The organism is Thermopolyspora flexuosa (assembly GCF_006716785.1).
Lineage (GTDB): Bacteria > Actinomycetota > Actinomycetes > Streptosporangiales > Streptosporangiaceae > Thermopolyspora > Thermopolyspora flexuosa.
In genome coordinates, this window is the sequence record NZ_VFPQ01000001.1 from 853,479 (window position 1) to 872,220 (window position 18,742).

Sequence of the window (18,742 nt, forward strand, 5' to 3'; positions counted from 1 at the left end):
GCGCGCGTGCGGCCCGCGGGTCATTCGAGGCCTTCGGGGCTGCCGCCGAGGCGGCGCTGGCGCCGTACCGCGAGCACGATGTCGACGATCGTGCCGATCGCGATCAGGTAGAGCAGGATGCCGAGCACCGTGACCCCGAGCACGAACGCCAGCGTGCCGAAGGCGAGGGTGAACAGCAGGATGAACGAGCCGATGCGGATGTGCAGCACGTCGCGCGGGGTGGCCGGGACCATCGGCTTGCCGGTCGGGGAACGCTCCTCGGGAATCCGCTTCATGGTCGCCTCCGGTGTCGGCCGGGTCGGGTGGACGTCCTGCCCGGACCGTGCCTCACTACCCGGGCCGGGGCCGGCTATGCCTGGGTGCGGATGCGGTTGACGATCGCGGTGGTCGACCGGTCCGGCACGTAGTCGAGCACCCGCACCTCGCCGCCGAGCTCGCGCACCAGCGCGGCCTCGGGGAGCAGCTCGGGGTGGTAGTCCCCGCCCTTGACGTACACGTCGGGGCGGACGAGCCGGATCAGCTCGCCCGGGTCGTCCTCCTCGAACACCACCACGTAGTCGACGCAGTCGAGCGCGGCGAGCACGGCCACCCGGTCCTCGCAGGCGTTGATCGGCCGCCCCGGCCCCTTGAGCCGGGTGACGCTCGCGTCGCCGTTCACCGCGACCACGAGTACGTCGCCGAGCGCCCGCGCCTCCTCCAGGCACACCACGTGCCCGCGGTGCAGCACGTCGAAGCAGCCGTTGGTGAACACGATGCGGTCGCCCCGCCTGCGGTGCTCGGCGATGTGCCGGGCGAGCACCTCGGGCGGTACGGCCCGGCCGCCGGTGCCGAGCTCCTGGACGAGCTCGTGCCGGGTGCAGGCGACCGTGCCGGGGCGGCGCACCACGACCCGGGCGGCGGCCTGCCCGATGTCGGCGGCCTGCTCGGGGCTCGCGCCCGCGGCGAGGGCGAGCGCGAACGCGGCGGTGAAGGTGTCCCCGGCGCCGGTGCTCATGTGGTCGGGCGCGGGCACCGCGTGGGTGCGGTACGGCGGGCGGCCGGGCCGGTGCAGCAGCGTGCCCTCGCCGTCGAGCGTGGTGACCACCATGCGGGCCCGGGCGGCGTCGAGGATGCGCCGGGACGCGGCGGTCAGGTGGGCGACCCGGTCGCCGCCGTCGCCGGGCTCGCCGAGCATGCGGCACACCTCGGCGTAGTTCGGCAGCACGGCGTCCGGGCGGCACTCGGCCCAGGGCCGCACGTCGTGCGCGTCGACCACGAGCAGCGGCAGGCCGCGCAGCGCGTGCCGTACCGCGTCGGTGCACACGCCCGCGCCGTAGTCGCAGGCGATCACGACGTCGGCGCGCGGGGCGAGGCGGCGCAGCCGGGCGATGAGCCGCCGGATCAGGTGGTCGCCGATCGGGGCGCGGTCCTCCTCGTCGTAGCGGGCGACGAGCTGCCCGCCGGCGAGCAGGCGGCGCTTCACCGCGGTGCGGCGCTCGCCGGTGAGCAGCCCGGTCACGCCGTGGCGGCGCAGCAGCCGGGCGAGCAGCCGTCCCGGCCGGTCGTCGCCGATCACGCCGAGCAGGTGCACGGTCGCGCCGAGCGCGGCGAGGTTCACCGCGGTGTTCGCCGCGCCGCCGGGGGACTCCTCGGTGCGCTCCACGCGCACCACGGGTACGGGGGCCTCCTGCGCCATGCGGGTGGCCGGGCCCTGTAGCCAGGAATCGAGCATCACGTCCCCGACGACCACGGCCCGCAGCCTGGCGAAGCGCTCGATCATGCCCGGGCCGCTACCCAGAGAAGTAGCACGAGAACGGATCGGAGCCGCTTCTTCCCGCCGCTTGGTCCAAAACAGAACAAAGAGTGTGAACTAAGACGAGGTGCACTTCCTGGATGGTGGCGGTGCCCGCCGCCTCGACCGCGATCGCGTCGTCGCAGACCAGGCCGAGCGGGTTCGGGGCCGGGCCGGTCAGCGCCCAGGTGATCATGCCGAGCTCGCGGGCGGTGCGCGCCGCGGCCACCACGTTCGGGCTCGACCCGCTCGTCGACAGGCACACCAGCACGTCGCCGCGCCGGCCGTGCGCCCGCACCTGGCGGGCGAACACCTCGTCCGGCCGGTAGTCGTTCACCAGCGCGGTGAGCGACGAGGTGTCGGCGTGCAGCGGGATCGCGGAGAACGGCCGCCGCTCCTTCTCGAACCGCCCCACCAGCTCGGCGGTGAGGTGTTGCGCCTGGGCCGCGCTGCCCCCGTTGCCGCACGCGAGCAGCCGCCCCCCGGCGTGCAGCACCGACGCCAGACGGTCACCCCACGCGCCGATCGTGGCGAGCGCCGGGCGGACGCGCTCGAGTGCCGTCTGCAGCCGATCGATGCACTCGTCCATGGCGCGTTAGTACCGCCCGGTATGTTCGGCAAACATCGCGTTTGCCCAGGTGGTGCCGGGGTAGCCGGGGCGTTGTGTGCGCGATGGCCCAGCCCTGGCCGGACGGCCGCGACGTGGGGCCGGCCGGCGCTTCGAACGGTGCCTTTGGGGGCGCCGCCCTCGACGTGGACGTGCTCGTGCCGACCAAGGACCGGCCCGCGGCGCTCGCGGTCACCCTCACCGGCCTCGCCGCGCAGACCGCGCCCGGCTTCCGGGTGATCGTCTCCGACCAGTCGGCGACCCCGGTGGCGGACGAGCCGATCGTCGCCGCGGCGATCCGCATCCTGCGGCACCATGGGCACCCGGTCCAGGTGCACCGCCACGTGCCGCCGCGCGGCATGGCCGAGCAGCGGGCGTTCCTGCTGTCCAAGGCCGAGCGGTCCGCCGTGCTCTTCCTCGACGACGACGTCTGGCTCGACGTGCACGGCGTCGCCGTGCTCGCGCACGCCCTCGCCACCCTGCGCTGCGGTTTCGTGGGCTTCGCCGTACAGGGGCTGTCGTACCGGGACGACGTGCGGCCGCACGAGCTGGCGCCGTACGAGGAGTGGCGGGGCCGGGTGCGGCCCGAGCGGGTACGGCGCGGCGGCCCGGCCTGGGCCCGGCACCTGCTGCACAACGCGGCCAACCCGCTCCACCTCGCCCACCGGCACCGCCGCCGCGGCCGGGCCTGGTGGCCGTACAAGGTCGCCTGGATCGGGGCGTGCGTGCTCTACGACCGGCGGCGGCTGGTCGAGTGCGGCGGGTTCGACTTCTGGCCCGCGGTGCCGCCCCGGCACGCGGGGGAGGACGTGGTCGCCCAGCTCCGGCTCATGGAGCGGTACGGCGGGGCCGGCCTGCTGCCGAGCCGCGCCTACCACCTGGAGCTGCCCACCACGATCCGGGACCGCGACGCCGAGTGCTACGACTACGTGATCGCGGACGAGGCGCCATGACCAGTGATTCCGGCCGGGTGCCCGGCGTGCGGCGGATCGCGGTGCTGCGGGCGAACGCGATCGGCGACCTGCTGCTCGCCTACCCGGCGCTGGAGGCGGTCAAGGCCGCCTACCCGGAGGCCCGGCTCACCCTGCTCGGCCGCCCCTGGCACGCCCGCTTCCTGCGCGGCCGCCCCGGACCGGTCGACGAGGTGGTGGCGCTGCCGCCGGTGAAGGGGGTGTCGCTGCCGGACACCGAGGAGGGCGAGGCGCCCGAGGAGTTCTACGCGGCCCTGCGCCGCCGCCGGTTCGACCTGGTGCTGCAGATGCACGGGGGCGGGCGGTACTCGAACCCGTTCGTGCGCCGCACCGGCGCCCGGGTCACCGCCGGGCTGCGCACCCCCGACGCCGAGCCGCTCGACCGCTGGGTGCCGTACGTCTACTACCAGCACGAGATCCTGCGCTACCTCGAGGTCGCCGCGCTCGTCGGCGCCCGGCCCAAGGGCACGCCCGAGCCCCGGCTCGCGGTCACCGACGCCGACCGGGCCGAGCTCGCCCGGGTGCTCGGCACCCCGCCGCGCGGGCTCGTCGCGATCCACCCCGGCGCGAGCGACCCGCGCCGCCGCTGGCCCCCGGAGCGCTTCGCCCGGGTCGCCGACGACCTCGGCCGGCCCGTCGTGGTCACCGGCACCCGGGACGAGCGCGACGTGGTCGACCGGGTGATCGCCGCGATGCGCCGCCCGGCCCGGGCGGTCGTGGACGAGCTGAGCGTCGGCGGGCTCGCCGCCCTCTACGCCGCCTGCGACCTGGTGATCGCGAACGACACCGGCCCCCGGCACCTCGCCGCCGCCGTGGGCACCCCCACGGTCGGCATCTACTGGTGCGGCAACCTCATCAACGCCGGGCCGCTCACCCGCGCCCGGCACCGGCCCCTGCTCTCCTGGACGATCGCCTGCCCGGCGTGCGGGGGCAACCGCGTGGACATCGGCATGAAGGACTGCGGGCACCGGGTGTCGTGGGTGGCCGACATCCCGGTGGACGCGGTGGCACAGGAAGCGGCGGACCTGCTGAAATGACCGACCCTGACCTGATCGAGCCGTTCGCCCCGGACCAGATCGAGCTGCGGCCGAGCAACCCGGCCGAGCCGGGCATCACCCGGCGCCGCCGCGGGCGGCACTTCAGCTACCACGACGCGCGCGGCCACCGGATCCGCGACCGCGCGACCCTGCACCGGGTCAAGGCCCTCGCCATCCCGCCCGCCTGGACCGACGTGTGGATCTGCGCCGACCCGGCCGGGCACATCCAGGCCGTCGGCACCGACGCGGCGGGCCGCCGCCAGTACCGGTACCACGACGAGTGGCGGCGGCAGCAGGACGAGGCGAAGTTCGACCGCGTGCTCGCCCTCGCCGAGCACCTCGACGCCTTCCGCGAGCGCGTGTCGGCGCACCTGGAGGGCCGCGGGCTCACCCGGCTGCGGGTGCTCGCCACCGCCGCCCGCATGCTCGACGTCGGCTTCTTCCGGGTGGGCGGCGAGGAGTACACCGACTCGTACGGCCTGGCCACGCTGCGCGTCGAGCACATCACCTGCCACGACGGCATCGTCACCTGCTCCTACCCGGCCAAGGGCGGCAAGCAGCGCGAGCAGGTCCTCGCCGACGAGCAGGTGTGCGCGGTGGTGCGCGCGCTGTGCTCCCGGGGCGAGGGCGAGCTGCTCCGCTACCGGGAGGACGGCGTCTGGCGGGACGTGCGCAGCGCCGACATCAACGCCTACCTGAAGGAGACCTTCGGCGAGGAGGTCAGCGCCAAGGACTTCCGCACCTGGCACGCGACCGTGCTCGCCGCGGTCGGGCTCGCCGTGTCCGGGGCGGCCCGCGGCGGCCACGGCCAGAAGCGCGCGGTCTCCCGGGTGATGAAGGAGGTCGCCGAGTACCTCGGCAACACCCCGGCCGTGGCCCGCGCCTCCTACGTCGACCCGCGGGTGATCGAGCTGTACGAGCACGGCCACACCATCGCCCCGATGCTCGGCCACCTCGGCTCGGACGTCGAGTCCCTCGCCACCCACGGCGAGGCCGAGAAGGCCGTCATCAAGCTGCTGCGCCGTACCCGCCGCCGGGGCTGACGCCGGCGGACGACGGCACCGGCCGGGGCCGGAAACCGCCATCCCCGTCAGGGTTTCGGCGAATTACCCTCGGGTTTCGTCGACGAACGGATGTTGATGGCGAGACACACGGAGTAATTGAAGATCCGGGTCCCCCGGCCCGACCAGTGGTGGTAGACCTTGTCGGTGCCCGGGACGTCCCGGCACCAGCGGTCCTCGTCGTCCTCCTGAATGGCGATCACCCGATAAAAGGCGTCCGGACTCGAGCAATCCACCTTTCGGAGCGAGTTTTCCCGTATATCGGCACAGTCGCCGACGTCCGGGCGGGTGCAGGCGGCGAGCGAGACGACAAGGGCGATGGCGGAGGCGGCCGGGAGAAACAGGCGCCCGTGTTCCCGGCGTCCGCGTGACCGCCCGCGGAAGCGTTCCGAACCGGCCATGTCCGTCCCTTACATCAGGCGGTGACGGAAATCACATTGCCGAGTGTAGTTTTGGCTCGTTCGGCAGGGCGAGTGAATTTCGCGCCGCCGAGGGCCTATCCGGTCGCGGCGGCGATTACCTCCTCGACGGTGACGGCCCGGGGGTCGGGGCCGCGGTGCAGGACCCGGTGCCTGGGGCGGCCGGGCGGCGGGCCCCAGCGCGACGGCGGGACCGGGCCGAAGATCACCACCGAGGGCGTGCCGTACGCGGTGGCGAGGTGGGCGACGCCGGTGTCGGCGGCGATGAGCAGGCGGGCGCCCGCGACCAGGGCGCACAGGTCGCGCAGCGGGGTACGGCCGGCGAGCACCGCGTCCCGCGGCAGCCCGGCCGTGGCGGCGACCTGCGCGGCGAGCGGCCGCTCGGCGGCGCTCCCGGTGACCACGACGGGGTGGCCGCGGCGGCGCAGCTCGCGGGCGACCGCGGCGAAGCGCTCCGGCGGCCAGCGGCGGGCGGGGTCCTTGCCGCCCGGGTGGACGATCACGGTGCCGGGCGCGGGGCGCGGCCCGGGCGGCACCGGCAGCGCCAGGTCCTCCGGGTCGGGCCGCAGGCCGTACCAGGCGAGCAGGCGGCACCAGCGCGCCACCTCGTGCTCGTCCTCGTCCCAGCCCGGCCCGGTCACGGGCACGGCCGGGTGCGCGTACGCCCACAGCCGCCGCGGGCCGAGGGCGAGCAGCTGCTCGTGGCTGATCGGCCCCTTGCCGTGCAGGTTGACCGCGAGCTCGACCGGCCCGCGCCAGGCGATCCGGCCGAGCCCGGCGGTGGGCAGCAGCCGGTCGACCGCGCCGGTGAGCGCGGCCACCTCGCCGAGCCACGCCGGGGCGGCGAGCACCGTGCGCAGCCCGGCACGGCGCAGCGCGCGCAGGGCGGGCACCGCGGTGAGCAGGTCGCCGAGCCCGAGCGCGCGCAGCACCAGGGCGGTCACGGCCACGAGGTCTCGGTGTCCGGGCAGACCACCAGCTCGCGCACCTCGCAGCCCGCGGGCCGGGTGAGCGCGAACGTGATCGCCTCGGCGACCTCGCGCGGGTCGTTGAGCCGCATGTCCGGCGGCGGCTTGTAGCGGTCGTCGCGGTCGTCGAAGAACGCGGTGCGCATGCCCCCGGGGATGACGAGCGTCACCCCGACCCGCCCGGCGAGCTCCGCGGCGAGCGCCCGGGTGAACCCCACCACCCCGAACTTGGAGGCGCAGTACGCGGTGGCGTCGCTCACCGCGCGCAGCCCCAGCGTGGAGGCGACCGTGACCACCCGGCCGTGCGAGGCGAGCAGGTACGGCAGCGCCGCCCGCACCACCGCGGCGGTGCCGAGCAGGTTCACCTTGATCACCCGCTCCCACTCGGCGCCGGGCACGTCGGCGAGCCGCCCGCAGGCGTCGATGCCCGCCGCGGTCACCACCGCGTCGAGCCCGCCCGCGGCACGGGCGAGGTCGGCCACGGCCCGCTCGACCGCGAGCCGGTCGGCGACGTCGGCCTGCACGTGCTCCACGTCGGACACCCCGGATGCGGGGGACGACGGCAGCGGGGAGCGGTCGATGACGAGGGGACGCCCGCCCTCCTTCGCCACCGCCTCCACGACGGCGGCGCCGAGGCCGGACGCGCCCCCGGTGATCAGTACCTTCACGATGCCCTCCGTTCCGGCGCGCGCCCGCGCGCGGCCAGCACTCGGTCGTAGGCGGCGAGGGTCTCGGCGGCGATGCGCGGCCAGCCGTACCGGGAGCGGGCCCGGTCGGCGCCCGCGATGCCGTACGCGGTGCGCTGCAGCGGCTCGTCGAGGAGGCGGCGGGCGGCGCGGGCCACGGCGGCGGGCTGCCGGGGCGGCACGAGAATGCCGGTCACCCCGTTGATCACGGTCTCCTTCTGGCCGCCGACCGCGGTGGCGACCACGGGCACGCCGCACGCCATCGACTCCAGGGCGACCATGCCGAACGGCTCGTACCACGGCACGCACAGCGTGACCGCGGCCGAGCGCAGCAGCTCGGGCACCCGCTCGCGGGGGATGCGGCCGAGGAACCGCACCCGGTCGGCGACGCCCTTCGCCGCGGCGAACCGGCGCAGCCGGATCACCTCCGGGTCGTCGTCGAGCCGGTCCGGCGGCGGCCCGCCCGCGATGACGAGCTCGGCGTCCCGGATGGCGCACAGCGCCTCGATCGCGGTGTCGAGCCCCTTGCGCGGCACGAGCCGGCCGACGCTGACCAGGCGGCGCGGCTTGCGGGTGGTCGCCGCGACCGGCTCGGGGGTGAACAGGTCGGTGTCCACCCCGCACGGCACCACGCAGGCGCGGCGGCGCGGCACCCGCATGCGCAGCAGCTCGGTCACCTCGTCCCCGCAGGTGGCGATGATCGCGTCCACGCTCCGGCCGATCATCGCCTCGGCGTTGATCCGCTCCGGCGGGCTGGTGTCCGCGTCGCCCTGGTGGCGGCGCTTCACCACGCCGAGCGCGTGGTAGGTGTGCACGACCGGCAGGTCGAGGTCGCGGGCGGCGGCGAGCGCGGCGAGCCCGCTCATCCAGAAGTGGCTGTGCACGATGTCCGGCGGGTCGGCGGCGAGGTCGGCGGCGAGCCACCGGCCGAACTCCGGCATGTACGGCAGCAGCTCGTCCTTGGGAATCGGCTCGGGCGGGCCCGCGGGCACGTGCACCACGGTCACCCCCTCGCCGAGCGGCACCCGCTCCGGCAGGCCGGGGTCGTCGCGGCGGGTGTAGACGGAGACCTCGTGCCCCTTGCCGGCGATCGCCCGGGCGAGCGAGGCGACGTGCACGTTCTGGCCGCCGGCGTCCACGCCGCCGAGCGCGGCGAGCGGGCTGGCGTGTTCCGACACCATCGCGATCTTCAACGGGCTACCTCCTCGAGCAGCCGGTCCCAGTCGCCCAGGAATCGGTGGAGCGAGTAACGTTCCAGGGCCGCGGCCCGGGCAACCTTGCCCGCCTGCCGGGCGAGGGCCGGGTCGGCGAGGTACGTGCGCACCGCCTCGGCGAGCACCTCGGGCCGGGTGGACACCACGCCCGCCTCCGGCGGCACCGCCTCGACGACCTCGGTGGCCGCGAGCGCGACCACCGGCATGCCCATCGCCATCGCCTCCAGGAGCGCCAGCCCGAGCGAGGTCCACCGGTACGGGTGCACGTAGACGCGGCGGCGGGCGAGCTCGCGGTGCATGCGCCACTGCGGCAGGTCGCCGTGCGGGGTCACGCCGTCCGCGGCGAGCCGGGCGGTGCCCATGCCGTACACGTCGATGGGCGCGAAGCGGGGGAGCAGGTCGGTGCCCGCGACCCGGGTGCGCCGGACCGGCTCGTTGATCACGGCGGCGGCGCGCGGCAGCTCGCCGGTGTAGAGGTGGCCGGGGTCGGGCACGCCGTGCTCGATCACCACGGTCCGGGTGCGGCCGGTGTCCCAGAACAGCCGGTTGAAGTGGGTGACGTGCACCAGGACGAGGTCGTCCCGGTCGGCGAGCGGGTGCCGGGTCTCCGGCACGTCGCCCTTGGGGGTGTTGTGCTCGACGTAGATCATGGGCACGTCGCCGCGGCCGAGCCAGCGGCGGGCGAGGTCGATCTCGTGCGGCCGCTGCAGCACGACCACGTCGACGTGCTCGTCGCGCAGCCGGTCGGGGGAGACCTCGATCGCGTTGTCCGGCCACTCGTAGGTGGTGGCGCGGCCGAGCCCGTTGGGGCCGCGGTTCGGGGTGACCGGGACGAGGTACTCGTGCCGGCCGTGCACGAACGCGGTCATCCAGGATCCGTGCACGTGCCAGACCAGGATTCTCACGCGGCCTCCTTGACCAGACGGATAACGGCGCGGACCACCTCGCCCGGGGTCACGGAGCTCAGGCAGGGATGGCCGGGCACCGGGCAGACGCGCGCCCGGGACCCGGCGCACGGCGCCTCGGGATCGCCGAGGAGCACGTGCGGCACGCCGTACGGCGCCCAGCGCGCGGCGGGCACCGTCGGCGCGAACAGCGACACCACCGGCGTGCCCACCGCCGCGGCGAGGTGGGCCGGGCCGGTGTTGCCGGCGATGAGGACCGACGCCCTCGCGAGCACGGCGGCGAGCTCGGCGAGGCTCGTCCGGCCGCCCAGGTCGAGGCCGTCGTCCCCGGCCACGCGCGCGGTCAGCGCACGGTCGGCCGGAGAGCCGGTGACGACGACCCGGAACCCCGCCTCGGCGAGCAGGCGTACGGCCCGCGCGCAGTGGCCGGGCGGCCAGGCCCGGGCCGGTACCGACGTACCAGGATGAATCACCACATACCCGTCATCTCTCACGAGATGTTCTACTTCAGGTAGGGGTTTGCGCACGGCGAGTAAACCGTCGTCGCGCGGCGGGAACCCGGCCGCCGCGGCGAGCGAGAGCGCCCGCTCCGCCTCCGGCGGGTCGCCGTCGACGCGGTGCCGCAGGTCGAGCAGTGATCCCGGGTAGTCCTCGCAGATCGCCCCGATCCACGCCACCCCGGCGAGGCGCAGCAGCAGCGCGAGCGGCAGCGGCGACTGGTGGTACGAGGTGAAGATCAGCGCGCTGCGCACGCCCTCCGCCGCCACCGCGGACACCAGGGCGTCCACCGCCTCGGCGCGCACCGGCTCGGGCTCCGGGTCGATCCACGGGGCGTGCCAGGCCAGCACGCGGTCCACGCCGGGCAGCAGCTCGGCCGCGGCGCGCCCGCGCGGCCCGGCGAGCATCACCACCCGGCACGCGCGCGCGGCGACCGCGCGGATCGCGGGCCCGGTGAGCAGCACGTCGCCCACGCTGTCGAGGCGGGCGACGAGGACCGGTGAGCCGAGATCGATGTCGGGCACCGCACACTCCCCTCAGGCGAGACGAGGCCGAGGGAGGTACCTGCGTCACTGCACCGGCTCTCTGCTGCCCGTTATTCCGGTTTTCGCACGTTGGAAAACGCGAACCTCCGGTCCGGGCCGGTTTGGGCGGCCGGGCAGAGGGCAGGCGGCTCGCCGTACCGCAACGGGAGGGGAAAGGGGGAGCACATGCCGGAGCAGACGCACCAGGAGATGCTGCACGACGCGCCGCACTACGTGGCCGCGCGCGTGCGGGAGGCGCTCGCGGCCGACGAGCGCACCAACGAGCTGGGGATCCGGGTCGACGTGCACGGCGACCAGGTCTACCTGCGCGGCAGCGTCGGCTCCGCGGAGCGGCGCAGGTACCTCACCGAGGTCGCCCAGGAGGCGGCCCCGGGCACGACCGTGCACAACGAGTGCGACGTGGTGAGCGTGCGCACCGCGCAGGTGGAGGAGGACGAGCGGTTGTGAGCCCCGTCCGGATCGCCGCGGTCGGCGACGTGCACCTCGGTACCGACGCCCGGGGGTGGTACCGGCCCAGCCTCGACGGCATCGAGGAGCGCGCGGACGTCCTCCTCCTCGCGGGCGATCTCACCCGGCACGGCACGCTCGAGGAGGGCCGGGTCGTCGTGGACGAGTTCCGCGACCTGCCCGTCCCCGTCGTCGCCGTGCTCGGCAACCACGACTACCACTCCGACGTGCAGCGGGAGATCGCCTCGATGCTGCGCGACGCCGGGATCACGGTGCTGATGAACGACTCGGTCGTGGTCAAGGCCAACGGGACCCGGCTCGGCATCGTGGGCGGCAAGGGCTTCGGCGGCGGCTTCGCCGGGAAGTGCGCGAGCGAGTTCGGCGAACGGGAGATCAAGGACTTCGTCGGCCACACCAAACGCATCGCCACCGAGTGGCGCGAGGCGCTCAAGAATGTCGTGGCCGACCGGCGCATCGTGCTCAGCCACTACTCGCCGGTGAAGGACACGCTGCTCGGCGAACCCCCGGAGATCTACCCGTTCCTCGGCAGCTACCTGCTCGCCGAGGCGGTCGACGCGGTCGGGGCCGACCTCATCATCCACGGCCACGCGCACGCCGGCGTCGAGAAGGGCCTCACCCCCGGCGGTATCCGGGTACGGAACGTCGCCCTGCCGGTGCTCAAGCGCGCCTACGCGGTCTACCTCCTGCACGAGGAGGACGAGGAGGCCGAGCCGGAGTACGCCCGCGAGTCCGTGGGCGCGTACTAGGTTCCGTTCCGGTACGGCCGGGCGGTGACGGTGGCCACGCAGGGACCATTGCGGCCGGACAAGCGGGTCAGACGCGGGCGCGGTGACCGAGCGCGAGGGCGACGGCGGCCGGCAGGTCGGGGGCGATCTCGGGGGCGGCCGCGATCTCCGCGGGGAGGGTGACCGGGGTCGGGACGAGGATGCCGCGGGCGCCGGCCCGCGCCGCGGCCTCGATGTCGCGGCCGATGTCGCCGATGACGACGCAGTCGCGCACGTCGACGCCGAGGCGGCGCGCGGCGCGCAGGATCAGGCCGGGGCGGGGTTTGCGGCACGGGCAGCCGTCGGCCTCGCCGTGCGGGCAGATCTCCCACACGTCGAACGGGCCGAGCAGCTCCTCCACCCGGCGGTTCACCGCGGCGAGCTCCGCGGGCGTGACGAGCCCCCGGGCCACCCCGGACTGGTTGGTGACGATCCCCGTGCGCACCCCGGCGCGCCGTACCCGGGCGAGCGCGGCCGCGGCGCCCGGCATGGGGCGGACCGCGTCCGGGTCCCGGTTGTACGGCACGTCCGTCACGAGGGTGCCGTCGCGGTCGAACAGGATCGCGGCGGGCGGGGACGGCCGGTCGGTCATACGTTGAAGATGCTCACACCACCGGGCCCGATGAGCAGCCCGACGACGATCAGGACGATCCCCCAGAGGATGTCCCGGCGGGCGAGGAGTACGTAGACCCCCGCGATGACGAGTACGACGGCGAGTATCCACAGCAAGGTTGCCATGCCAGGGCCCCTGCCCTCGGCCGCCCCTTTTTAACGTTGATTTTTCCGTCTTGACCCTGACGTTGACATTTTTCCCAGGTGGGCGGCCGTACGGCGGGGCCGGGCGTTTGCCCGCCCGTTCTCGGGTCACTGGGAGCAGATGACGAAAATCGGCTATTTCCTCGCGTCCGAGGAGCACGGCCCGAACGAGCTGGTACGGCAGGCCCGGCTCGCCGAGGAGGCCGGCTTCGACGGGCTGTGGATATCGGACCACTACCACCCCTGGATCGACGAGCAGGGCGAGAGCCCGTTCGTGTGGGCGGTGATCGGCGCGCTCTCCCAGGTGACCTCGCTGCCCGTCACCACCGCGGTGACCTGCCCGATCATCCGCATCCATCCGGCGATCATCGCCCAGGCCGCGGCCACCGCCCAGGTTATGCTCGACGGCCGCTTCCGCCTCGGCGTCGGCACCGGCGAGGCGCTCAACGAGCACGTGGTCGGCGCGCCGTGGCCGCCCGCGGGCGAGCGGCTGGCGATGCTGGAGGAGGCGATCGGCGTCATGCGGCGGCTGTGGACCGGCGAGGTGGTCACCCACCGCGGCGTTTACTACGACGTCGACACCGCCCGGATCTACACGCTCCCGGACGAGCCGCCGCCCATCTACATGTCGGGCTTCGGCCCGCGGTCGATCGCGCTCGCCGCGCGCGTCGCCGACGGCTACGTCTCCACCGCACCCGACCCGGAGATGGTCGAGCGATTCCACAAGGAGGGCGGCCAGGGCAAGCCGGCCCAGGCCGGGTTCAAGGTGTGCTGGGACGAGGACGCGGCCGAGGCCCGCCGTACCGCGCACCGGATCTGGCCGAACCAGGGCATCCCGGGCGAGGCCGCGCAGCTGCTGCCGATGCCGCGGCACTTCGAGCAGCTTTCCGCCCTCGTCGCCGAGGAGCACGTGGCGCAGAACGTGGCGTACGGGCCCGACCCGGACGCCCACGTCGAGATGATCCGCCGGTACGCCGACGCCGGGTACGACGAGGTGTACGTCTCCCAGATCGGCCCACGGCAGGAGGAGTTCTTCGCCTTCTACGCCGAGCAGGTGCTGCCCCGGGTCCGGTAGCCGGACGGCCGGGCGAGCGCCGGGCGGCACGGGTGCGCGCGGCGCCGGGTTTGCCGTGGCCGGGCGCGGGTAGTCACGCGTCCGCCGAGGTCAGGAGGCCGGGGATGGGCAGTCACAGCCACGAGGTGACCGACGCGATCCTTGACACGCTCAAGCGCGCCGGCACCGGGCTCAAGGACGTCGGCGTGCGGTTCGCCCTCGCGGGTGGCTGCGCCGCCTACGCGCGGGGCGCGGCCCCGTCACTGCACGACGTCGACTTCGTGCTGCCCGAGGACGAGGTGCCCGCGGCCCTGGAGCGGCTGCGCGAGCTCGGCTTCCGCACCGTCAAGCCGCCCGAGGACTGGCTGGTCAAGGCGTACGACGAGAGCGGCCACCTGGTCGACCTCATCTTCCGGATCGCCGAGCGGCCGATCACCACCAAGGTGATCGAGCGGGCCGAACTGCGGTCCGCGGCCGCGGTGAACCTGCCGGTGCTCGAGGCGACCGACCTGGTGGTGAGCTGGCTGCTGCCGCTGTCCGAGCACGGCTGCGACTTCGGCGCCCTGCTGCCGATGGTGCGGGCGATGCGCGAGCAGGTGGACTGGGACCGGGTGGCCGCGGTCACCGCGGGCTCGCCGTACTGTTACGCGTTCCTCACCCTGCTCGACCGCCTCGGCGTGGCGAACCCCAAACTGCCGCCGCCGTACCAGGAGGAATGGCCCTGACACGAGGCTGCGAACGATTGTCAGCGATTTCCGGCGGCCTCGTTTTCCGTGGCAATTTCGTTTCGAAACGTGCACAACCGGTGGACGATTGGGTAGCATTTTGTGGGAGCGCTCCCACTCCAAAGGAGGAGCAGGTGTCCCACTTTCTGGCGGCGGAGCGGGCGCAGCGGGTCGGCTGCGGTGGTTTCGAGTACGGCGCCGAGCGCGGGGCGGCGTACGACGACGGCGTGTGCCGCGGGGTCCCCGATTTCGTCGCGAATCCCGCCCCGGCTCCCGCGCGCACCTACGACTGCCCGCTCGCGCCCGACGCCGGGAGCGCGCGCACGGCCCGCGCCGCGGTACGGCGTGAGCTCGCCGCCTGGGGCGCGGCCGAGCTGGTCGAGGACTGCTGCCTGATCGTCACCGAGCTCGTCACCAACGCGGTACGGCACGGCGCCGGCGCGATCCACCTGCGGCTCGGCACGAACGGCCGGTGGGTGTACGGCGAGGTGTACGACGGGGGAGAGCACCTGCCGCGGGTGCGCCCCGGCGACCCGGACGCGACCGGGGGACGGGGGCTGCTCATCGTCGACCGGGTGGCCGACGACTGGGGCTGGGCCCGGATGCCGGGCGGCGGGAAGATCGTCTGGTTCCTGCTCGGCGCGCGCGGCGAGCCGCCACCGGTCACAGGGGCTTGAACAGCACGATCAGCACCTGCGGCAGCAGCGGCACGGCGACCGCGGCGTAGGCGACGCACCCGGCGGCCACGATGGTCCGCGTCGCCCATCGGGCGCCGGGCGCGGTGAGCGCCGCCACGAGCGCGTAGGCGGGGATGCCGCCGAACAACGAGAACCAGAGGAGAAAGCCGGGGTACGGCAAGGGATCCGCGTGCGCCGCGGCCAGCTCCCAGATCAGGACCAGGAGGGCCGCGCCACCGAGGGCGACCGGGAAGGCCGGCCGTACCCGCAGCAGGTGGAGCAGCGGCCAGGCGAGCACGAGCGCGGCCCAGCGTCCGCCCTCCCAGGCGAGGAACACGTAACCCAGGCAGCCGAAGAGGCCGCACGCGCGGTCGGACGGGACGACCATCGCCACCGCCGCCATCCAGAACAGCAGGCTGACCGGAAGCGCCAGCCCGGCGGAACCGGCCAGCATCGCCCGTAGGCTCACCTCGGTGAGCCGTCCGGAATGCACCTCCGCGGATCGCTTCACGACCGCATGGTGATGCGCCACTGTCCTTCGGTAAATACTTGTTTCACGTTATTTGCATATCATCTCGGTCACCGCAGGTTGCCGTGGGACGAAAGCATCCGGTCAACGGAGTCCCACCACCATCTGCAGCAGCTGCACGACCCCCACGCCGCACGCGAGCGATGCGACGGCGACGACGGCCCGCGCCACCCATCCGACGTCCGGTGTGGTGACCGCCGCCGTGAACGCGTAGACCGGGATCGCGCCGAACGCGGCGAACTGCAGGGGCCACCAGGGAACCTCCGATATCGCCATCGCCCAGGATCCCAGCATGACGGCCCCGCTGCCGAGGACGACCGGGGCGACCGGCCGTACCTTCAGCCCGCGGAGCAGCGGCCAGGAGAAAACGAATCCGAGGATGTATCCGGCGATCAATCCGTAGAAAAGAAACTGCAGCTGGAGCGCGAACCTGCGTTCGTCGGCAAAGGGAATGCCCGGGTCGTCCGGGACGGCGAAGCCCGCCAGCCACGCCACCAGCAGGGCCACGGGTGGGACCCATGCGATCGACAGCAACCCGGCGAGACCGGCGCGAAGGGCCCGCCCGGCCGTTTTGACGATCTGTTTCGACGTCGGTGGCACGCCTTCGTTCATGCGTCAATCGTGGCGGGGGTCACCGGCCGGACCGGGGTGTTTCACATCGGTTACATATCGTTTGGGGTGCGGGGCCACGCCGGGCTCCGGGCCACGGCCGGACAACGCTCCGGATGATCGGCCGGCGGCCCGTTCTGTCCGGTCGCGGGCGTGTCACGCTCCGGTCAGCGGCGGCCCCGGCCGGAGAGGCGGCGGGTGATGCGGTCCCATTCGCTGCCGAACGGGTTCTCCTGGACGAGGTAGGTCCAGGTCGCGCTGGGCCGCAGCAGGCCGGCCGCCTCGAGGTCGATGCCGTCCTCGGTGATCTCGGACTCCTCGAAGGTGGCGACCGACCGGCGGGCGACCTCGTCGAGCAGGTTGCCGAACGCGCGCACCGACTCCTTGTGGAACTCGTCGAGCGGGTTCTGCCGCCCGAGCACCCGCAGGTGGATGCCCTCGCGCAGGTCCTCGAGGAACGCCAGGTGGTCGGACCAGCACTCGTCGAGGTGGTGGAGCACGATCTGGCGGCACACCTTCCGCAGCACCTCCTCGCCCACCCGCTCGCGCAGCTCGGCGTACCGCTCGGGCGCGGTGGCGGCGAGCGACTCGGCCCCGGCGTCGCCGTGCAGCACCTTCTCCCGCTTCTCCAGCACCTGGGCGCGCTGCAGCTCGAGCAGCCGGGTGTACCGCCAGGTGTTGCGGTGGAGCTCCAGGTGCGCGCCCTCGGCGACCCGCTGCGCGTGGCCGACGATGTACCGGGCGTGCGGGTGCCGCACCATGCCGTCGTCGTCCGGCGGCGGCGGGGTCTCGTCCGGGGCGTACCGGGTGATGAGCTCGTCCTCGAGGCTGACGAAGAACACCGAGCCGCCCGGGTCGCCCTGCCGCCCGGCCCGGCCGCGCAGCTGGTCGTCGAGCCGGCTGCTCGGGTGGCGGCCCGACCCGATCACGTACAGGCCGCCGACCTCGGCCACGCCCTCGCCGAGCCGGATGTCGGTGCCCCGCCCGGCCATCTGGGTGGACACGGTGACCGCGCCCTTCTGCCCGGCCCGGGCGATGATCTCCGCCTCCTCGGCGTCGTTCTTGGCGTTGAGCACCACGCAGTCGATGCCCTCGGCGGCGAGCCGCTGCGCGAGCCGCTCGGACTCGGCGACGTCGAGCGTGCCGATGAGCACCGGGCGGCCGGTGGCGTGCGCCGCGGCGACCTCGGCGACGAGCGCGCGCTCCTTGTCGGTGACCGTGGCGTAGATGCGGTCGGGCTCGTCGGCCCGCACGCACGGCACGTTCGGCGGGACCACCGCCACCTGCAGGTCGTAGAACTCGCGGAGCTGCTCGCCGACCGCGACCGCGGTGCCGGTCATGCCGCACACCCGCGGATACCGGCCGATCAGGCCCTGCACGGTGATCGAGTCGAGGATGCGGCCGGTCTCGCTCGGCGGCAGCGACTCCTTCGCCTCGACCGCCGCCTGCAGGCCGTCCGGCCAGCGCTGCAGCAGCGCCACCCGGCCGCGGGAGGTGTTGATGAGCTGCACCCTGCCATCCCGGACGATGTAGTCGACGTCCCGGACGAGCAGCGCGTGCGCGTGCAGCGCCAGGTTGATCTCGGTGAGCCGGTCGGCGTTCTCGTCGGCGAACAGGTCGATGCCGCCGAGCGCGGCCTCCACCGCGTCGATGCCCTTCGGGGTGAGGAAGACGTTCCGGCCTTCCTCGTCGATCTCGTAGTGGTAGCCCTTGACCAGGCGCCGCACCAGCGCGGCCGCCTCCGACACGGCGGCGCCCCGCTCGGAGGCCCCGGCGAGCACGAGCGGCACCCGGGCCTCGTCCACGAGCACCGAGTCCGCCTCGTCGACGATCGCCACGCCCGGCTCGGGCACGATCACGTCCTCCGGGTCGGTGACGAGCCGGTCCCGCAGCACGTCGAAGCCGATCTCGCTCACCGGCGCGTAGGTGACGTCGGCCCGGTAGGCGGCCTGGCGCTCCTCGCGGGTCGAGGTCTGGCCGATCCACCCCACGGACACGCCGAGCGCCTGATACAGCGGGCCCATCCACTCGGCGTCCCGGCGGGCGAGGTAGTCGTTGACCGAGATCACGTGCACCCGGTGGCCGCGCAGCGCGTAGCCCACGGCGGCGAGCGCGCCCGACAGCGTCTTGCCCTCGCCGGTGGCCATCTCCGCGACGTGGCCGTCGAGCAGCGCGAGCGTGCCGACGAGCTGCACGTCGTACGGCCGCAGGCCGAGGGTACGGCGGGCCGCCTCGCGCACCACGGCGCAGAACTCGGCGAGGTCGCCGATCGGCGGCTCGGGCAGCTCGGCCATCGCGCGCACCCGCTCCTCGCGCCGCCCGGCCTCGGCCACGACCTTCTCGTACGGGCGGATGTCCACGCCGCCGGGACGATCCAGCAGCCGCCTGATCATTCGCCTGATCGCCACGCGTCCTCCGTGTTCCGCTCCGGCCGCCGGTCCCGGCCCGCCACCTTCAACGTCGGTGTCGGCATCCACG

The 18,742-nt window shown here is 74.1% G+C and carries 22 protein-coding genes; 8 read left to right on the top strand and 14 right to left on the bottom strand.

What is annotated here, in order from left to right:
* Positions 1–20: 20 nt before the first annotated feature.
* The 3 genes from FHX40_RS03745 to FHX40_RS03755 form a co-directional block, all read right to left on the bottom strand.
* Positions 21–275, bottom strand: coding sequence for a hypothetical protein (locus tag FHX40_RS03745; protein WP_142258316.1), 255 nt, complete (start codon positions 273–275; stop codon positions 21–23).
* A gap of 74 nt (positions 276–349) precedes the next feature.
* Complete coding sequence (rfaE2, locus tag FHX40_RS03750; RefSeq protein ID WP_142258317.1) at positions 350–1,759, bottom strand: D-glycero-beta-D-manno-heptose 1-phosphate adenylyltransferase; 1,410 nt, start codon at positions 1,757–1,759, stop codon at positions 350–352.
* Positions 1,760–1,769: 10 nt separating this feature from the next.
* Entirely contained in the window at positions 1,770–2,360 is a 591-nt protein-coding gene (locus tag FHX40_RS03755; RefSeq protein WP_142258318.1) for a D-sedoheptulose-7-phosphate isomerase, read from the bottom strand.
* Between the two features lie 83 nt (positions 2,361–2,443).
* On the opposite strand from FHX40_RS03755, the gene FHX40_RS03760 reads away from it, so the two are divergent.
* From FHX40_RS03760 to FHX40_RS03770, 3 genes are read left to right on the top strand one after another with little or no spacing between them, the layout of a single operon-like run.
* Positions 2,444–3,331 (top strand): glycosyltransferase family 2 protein, encoded by an 888-nt coding sequence (locus FHX40_RS03760; RefSeq protein WP_142258319.1) that lies wholly within the window; start codon positions 2,444–2,446, stop codon positions 3,329–3,331.
* The gene (locus FHX40_RS03765; protein WP_142258320.1) at positions 3,328–4,386 is read left to right on the top strand and encodes a glycosyltransferase family 9 protein; all 1,059 of its coding nucleotides are present in this window, start codon (positions 3,328–3,330) and stop codon (positions 4,384–4,386) included. The genes FHX40_RS03760 and FHX40_RS03765 overlap by 4 nt, the downstream gene beginning before the upstream one ends.
* Positions 4,383–5,429, top strand: a complete 1,047-nt coding sequence (locus FHX40_RS03770; RefSeq protein ID WP_229789066.1) for a DNA topoisomerase IB — start codon at positions 4,383–4,385, stop codon at positions 5,427–5,429. Before FHX40_RS03765 ends, FHX40_RS03770 begins: the two co-directional genes overlap by 4 nt.
* 47 nt (positions 5,430–5,476) lie before the next feature.
* On the opposite strand, the gene FHX40_RS03775 is transcribed toward FHX40_RS03770, so the two are convergent.
* From FHX40_RS03775 to FHX40_RS03800, 6 genes are all read right to left on the bottom strand, one after another.
* Positions 5,477–5,848, bottom strand: a complete 372-nt coding sequence (locus FHX40_RS03775) for an LppU/SCO3897 family protein (protein WP_142258321.1) — start codon at positions 5,846–5,848, stop codon at positions 5,477–5,479.
* A gap of 95 nt (positions 5,849–5,943) precedes the next feature.
* Positions 5,944–6,816 carry a glycosyltransferase family 9 protein gene (locus tag FHX40_RS03780; protein WP_142258322.1) on the bottom strand — a complete coding sequence of 291 codons (873 nt, stop codon included), beginning with the start codon at positions 6,814–6,816 and terminating at the stop codon, positions 5,944–5,946.
* Positions 6,807–7,502, bottom strand: coding sequence for an SDR family oxidoreductase (locus FHX40_RS03785; RefSeq protein WP_142258323.1), 696 nt, complete (start codon positions 7,500–7,502; stop codon positions 6,807–6,809). Before FHX40_RS03785 ends, FHX40_RS03780 begins: the two co-directional genes overlap by 10 nt.
* Positions 7,499–8,713, bottom strand: coding sequence for a glycosyltransferase (locus tag FHX40_RS03790; protein ID WP_142258324.1), 1,215 nt, complete (start codon positions 8,711–8,713; stop codon positions 7,499–7,501). Before FHX40_RS03790 ends, FHX40_RS03785 begins: the two co-directional genes overlap by 4 nt.
* Positions 8,710–9,639: a glycosyltransferase family 4 protein gene (locus FHX40_RS03795; protein ID WP_142258325.1), complete on the bottom strand. Its 930-nt coding sequence runs from the start codon at positions 9,637–9,639 to the stop codon at positions 8,710–8,712. The genes FHX40_RS03790 and FHX40_RS03795 overlap by 4 nt, the downstream gene beginning before the upstream one ends.
* Positions 9,636–10,652: a glycosyltransferase family 9 protein gene (locus FHX40_RS03800; RefSeq protein WP_142261522.1), complete on the bottom strand. Its 1,017-nt coding sequence runs from the start codon at positions 10,650–10,652 to the stop codon at positions 9,636–9,638. The genes FHX40_RS03795 and FHX40_RS03800 overlap by 4 nt, the downstream gene beginning before the upstream one ends.
* A gap of 195 nt (positions 10,653–10,847) precedes the next feature.
* Here FHX40_RS03800 and FHX40_RS03805 point away from each other — a divergent pair, with 195 nt between their 5' ends.
* Positions 10,848–11,129: a BON domain-containing protein gene (locus tag FHX40_RS03805; protein WP_229789067.1), complete on the top strand. Its 282-nt coding sequence runs from the start codon at positions 10,848–10,850 to the stop codon at positions 11,127–11,129.
* Complete coding sequence (locus FHX40_RS03810; RefSeq protein WP_142258326.1) at positions 11,126–11,896, top strand: metallophosphoesterase family protein; 771 nt, start codon at positions 11,126–11,128, stop codon at positions 11,894–11,896. The genes FHX40_RS03805 and FHX40_RS03810 overlap by 4 nt, the downstream gene beginning before the upstream one ends.
* Positions 11,897–11,963: 67 nt before the next feature.
* Here FHX40_RS03810 and FHX40_RS03815 read toward each other — a convergent pair whose 3' ends face one another.
* Both FHX40_RS03815 and FHX40_RS24905 read right to left on the bottom strand, forming a co-directional pair.
* The gene (locus tag FHX40_RS03815; protein WP_142258327.1) at positions 11,964–12,506 is read right to left on the bottom strand and encodes a D-glycero-alpha-D-manno-heptose-1,7-bisphosphate 7-phosphatase; all 543 of its coding nucleotides are present in this window, start codon (positions 12,504–12,506) and stop codon (positions 11,964–11,966) included.
* Positions 12,503–12,652, bottom strand: a complete 150-nt coding sequence (locus FHX40_RS24905; RefSeq protein WP_170198695.1) for a GPGG-motif small membrane protein — start codon at positions 12,650–12,652, stop codon at positions 12,503–12,505. The genes FHX40_RS03815 and FHX40_RS24905 overlap by 4 nt, the downstream gene beginning before the upstream one ends.
* Positions 12,653–12,791: 139 nt before the next feature.
* On the opposite strand from FHX40_RS24905, the gene FHX40_RS03820 reads away from it, so the two are divergent.
* The 3 genes from FHX40_RS03820 (at position 12,792) to FHX40_RS03830 (ending at position 15,126) form a co-directional block, all read left to right on the top strand.
* A complete protein-coding gene (locus FHX40_RS03820; RefSeq protein ID WP_142258328.1) occupies positions 12,792–13,745 on the top strand; it encodes a TIGR03557 family F420-dependent LLM class oxidoreductase in 954 nt (317 codons plus the stop codon).
* A 104-nt stretch (positions 13,746–13,849) separates the two neighbouring features.
* The gene (locus FHX40_RS03825; protein WP_142258329.1) at positions 13,850–14,449 is read left to right on the top strand and encodes a nucleotidyltransferase family protein; all 600 of its coding nucleotides are present in this window, start codon (positions 13,850–13,852) and stop codon (positions 14,447–14,449) included.
* A 134-nt stretch (positions 14,450–14,583) separates the two neighbouring features.
* Positions 14,584–15,126: an ATP-binding protein gene (locus FHX40_RS03830; RefSeq protein ID WP_170198696.1), complete on the top strand. Its 543-nt coding sequence runs from the start codon at positions 14,584–14,586 to the stop codon at positions 15,124–15,126.
* Here the strand turns inward: FHX40_RS03830 and FHX40_RS03835 are convergent.
* The 3 genes from FHX40_RS03835 to secA2 form a co-directional block, all read right to left on the bottom strand.
* Complete coding sequence (locus tag FHX40_RS03835; protein WP_142258331.1) at positions 15,113–15,637, bottom strand: hypothetical protein; 525 nt, start codon at positions 15,635–15,637, stop codon at positions 15,113–15,115. The genes FHX40_RS03830 and FHX40_RS03835 overlap by 14 nt on opposite strands.
* 102 nt (positions 15,638–15,739) lie before the next feature.
* Positions 15,740–16,267: a hypothetical protein gene (locus tag FHX40_RS03840; protein ID WP_142258332.1), complete on the bottom strand. Its 528-nt coding sequence runs from the start codon at positions 16,265–16,267 to the stop codon at positions 15,740–15,742.
* 164 nt (positions 16,268–16,431) lie between these two features.
* Positions 16,432–18,666 (bottom strand): accessory Sec system translocase SecA2, encoded by a 2,235-nt coding sequence (gene secA2, locus FHX40_RS03845; RefSeq protein ID WP_211350381.1) that lies wholly within the window; start codon positions 18,664–18,666, stop codon positions 16,432–16,434.
* Positions 18,667–18,742 lie beyond the last annotated feature (76 nt).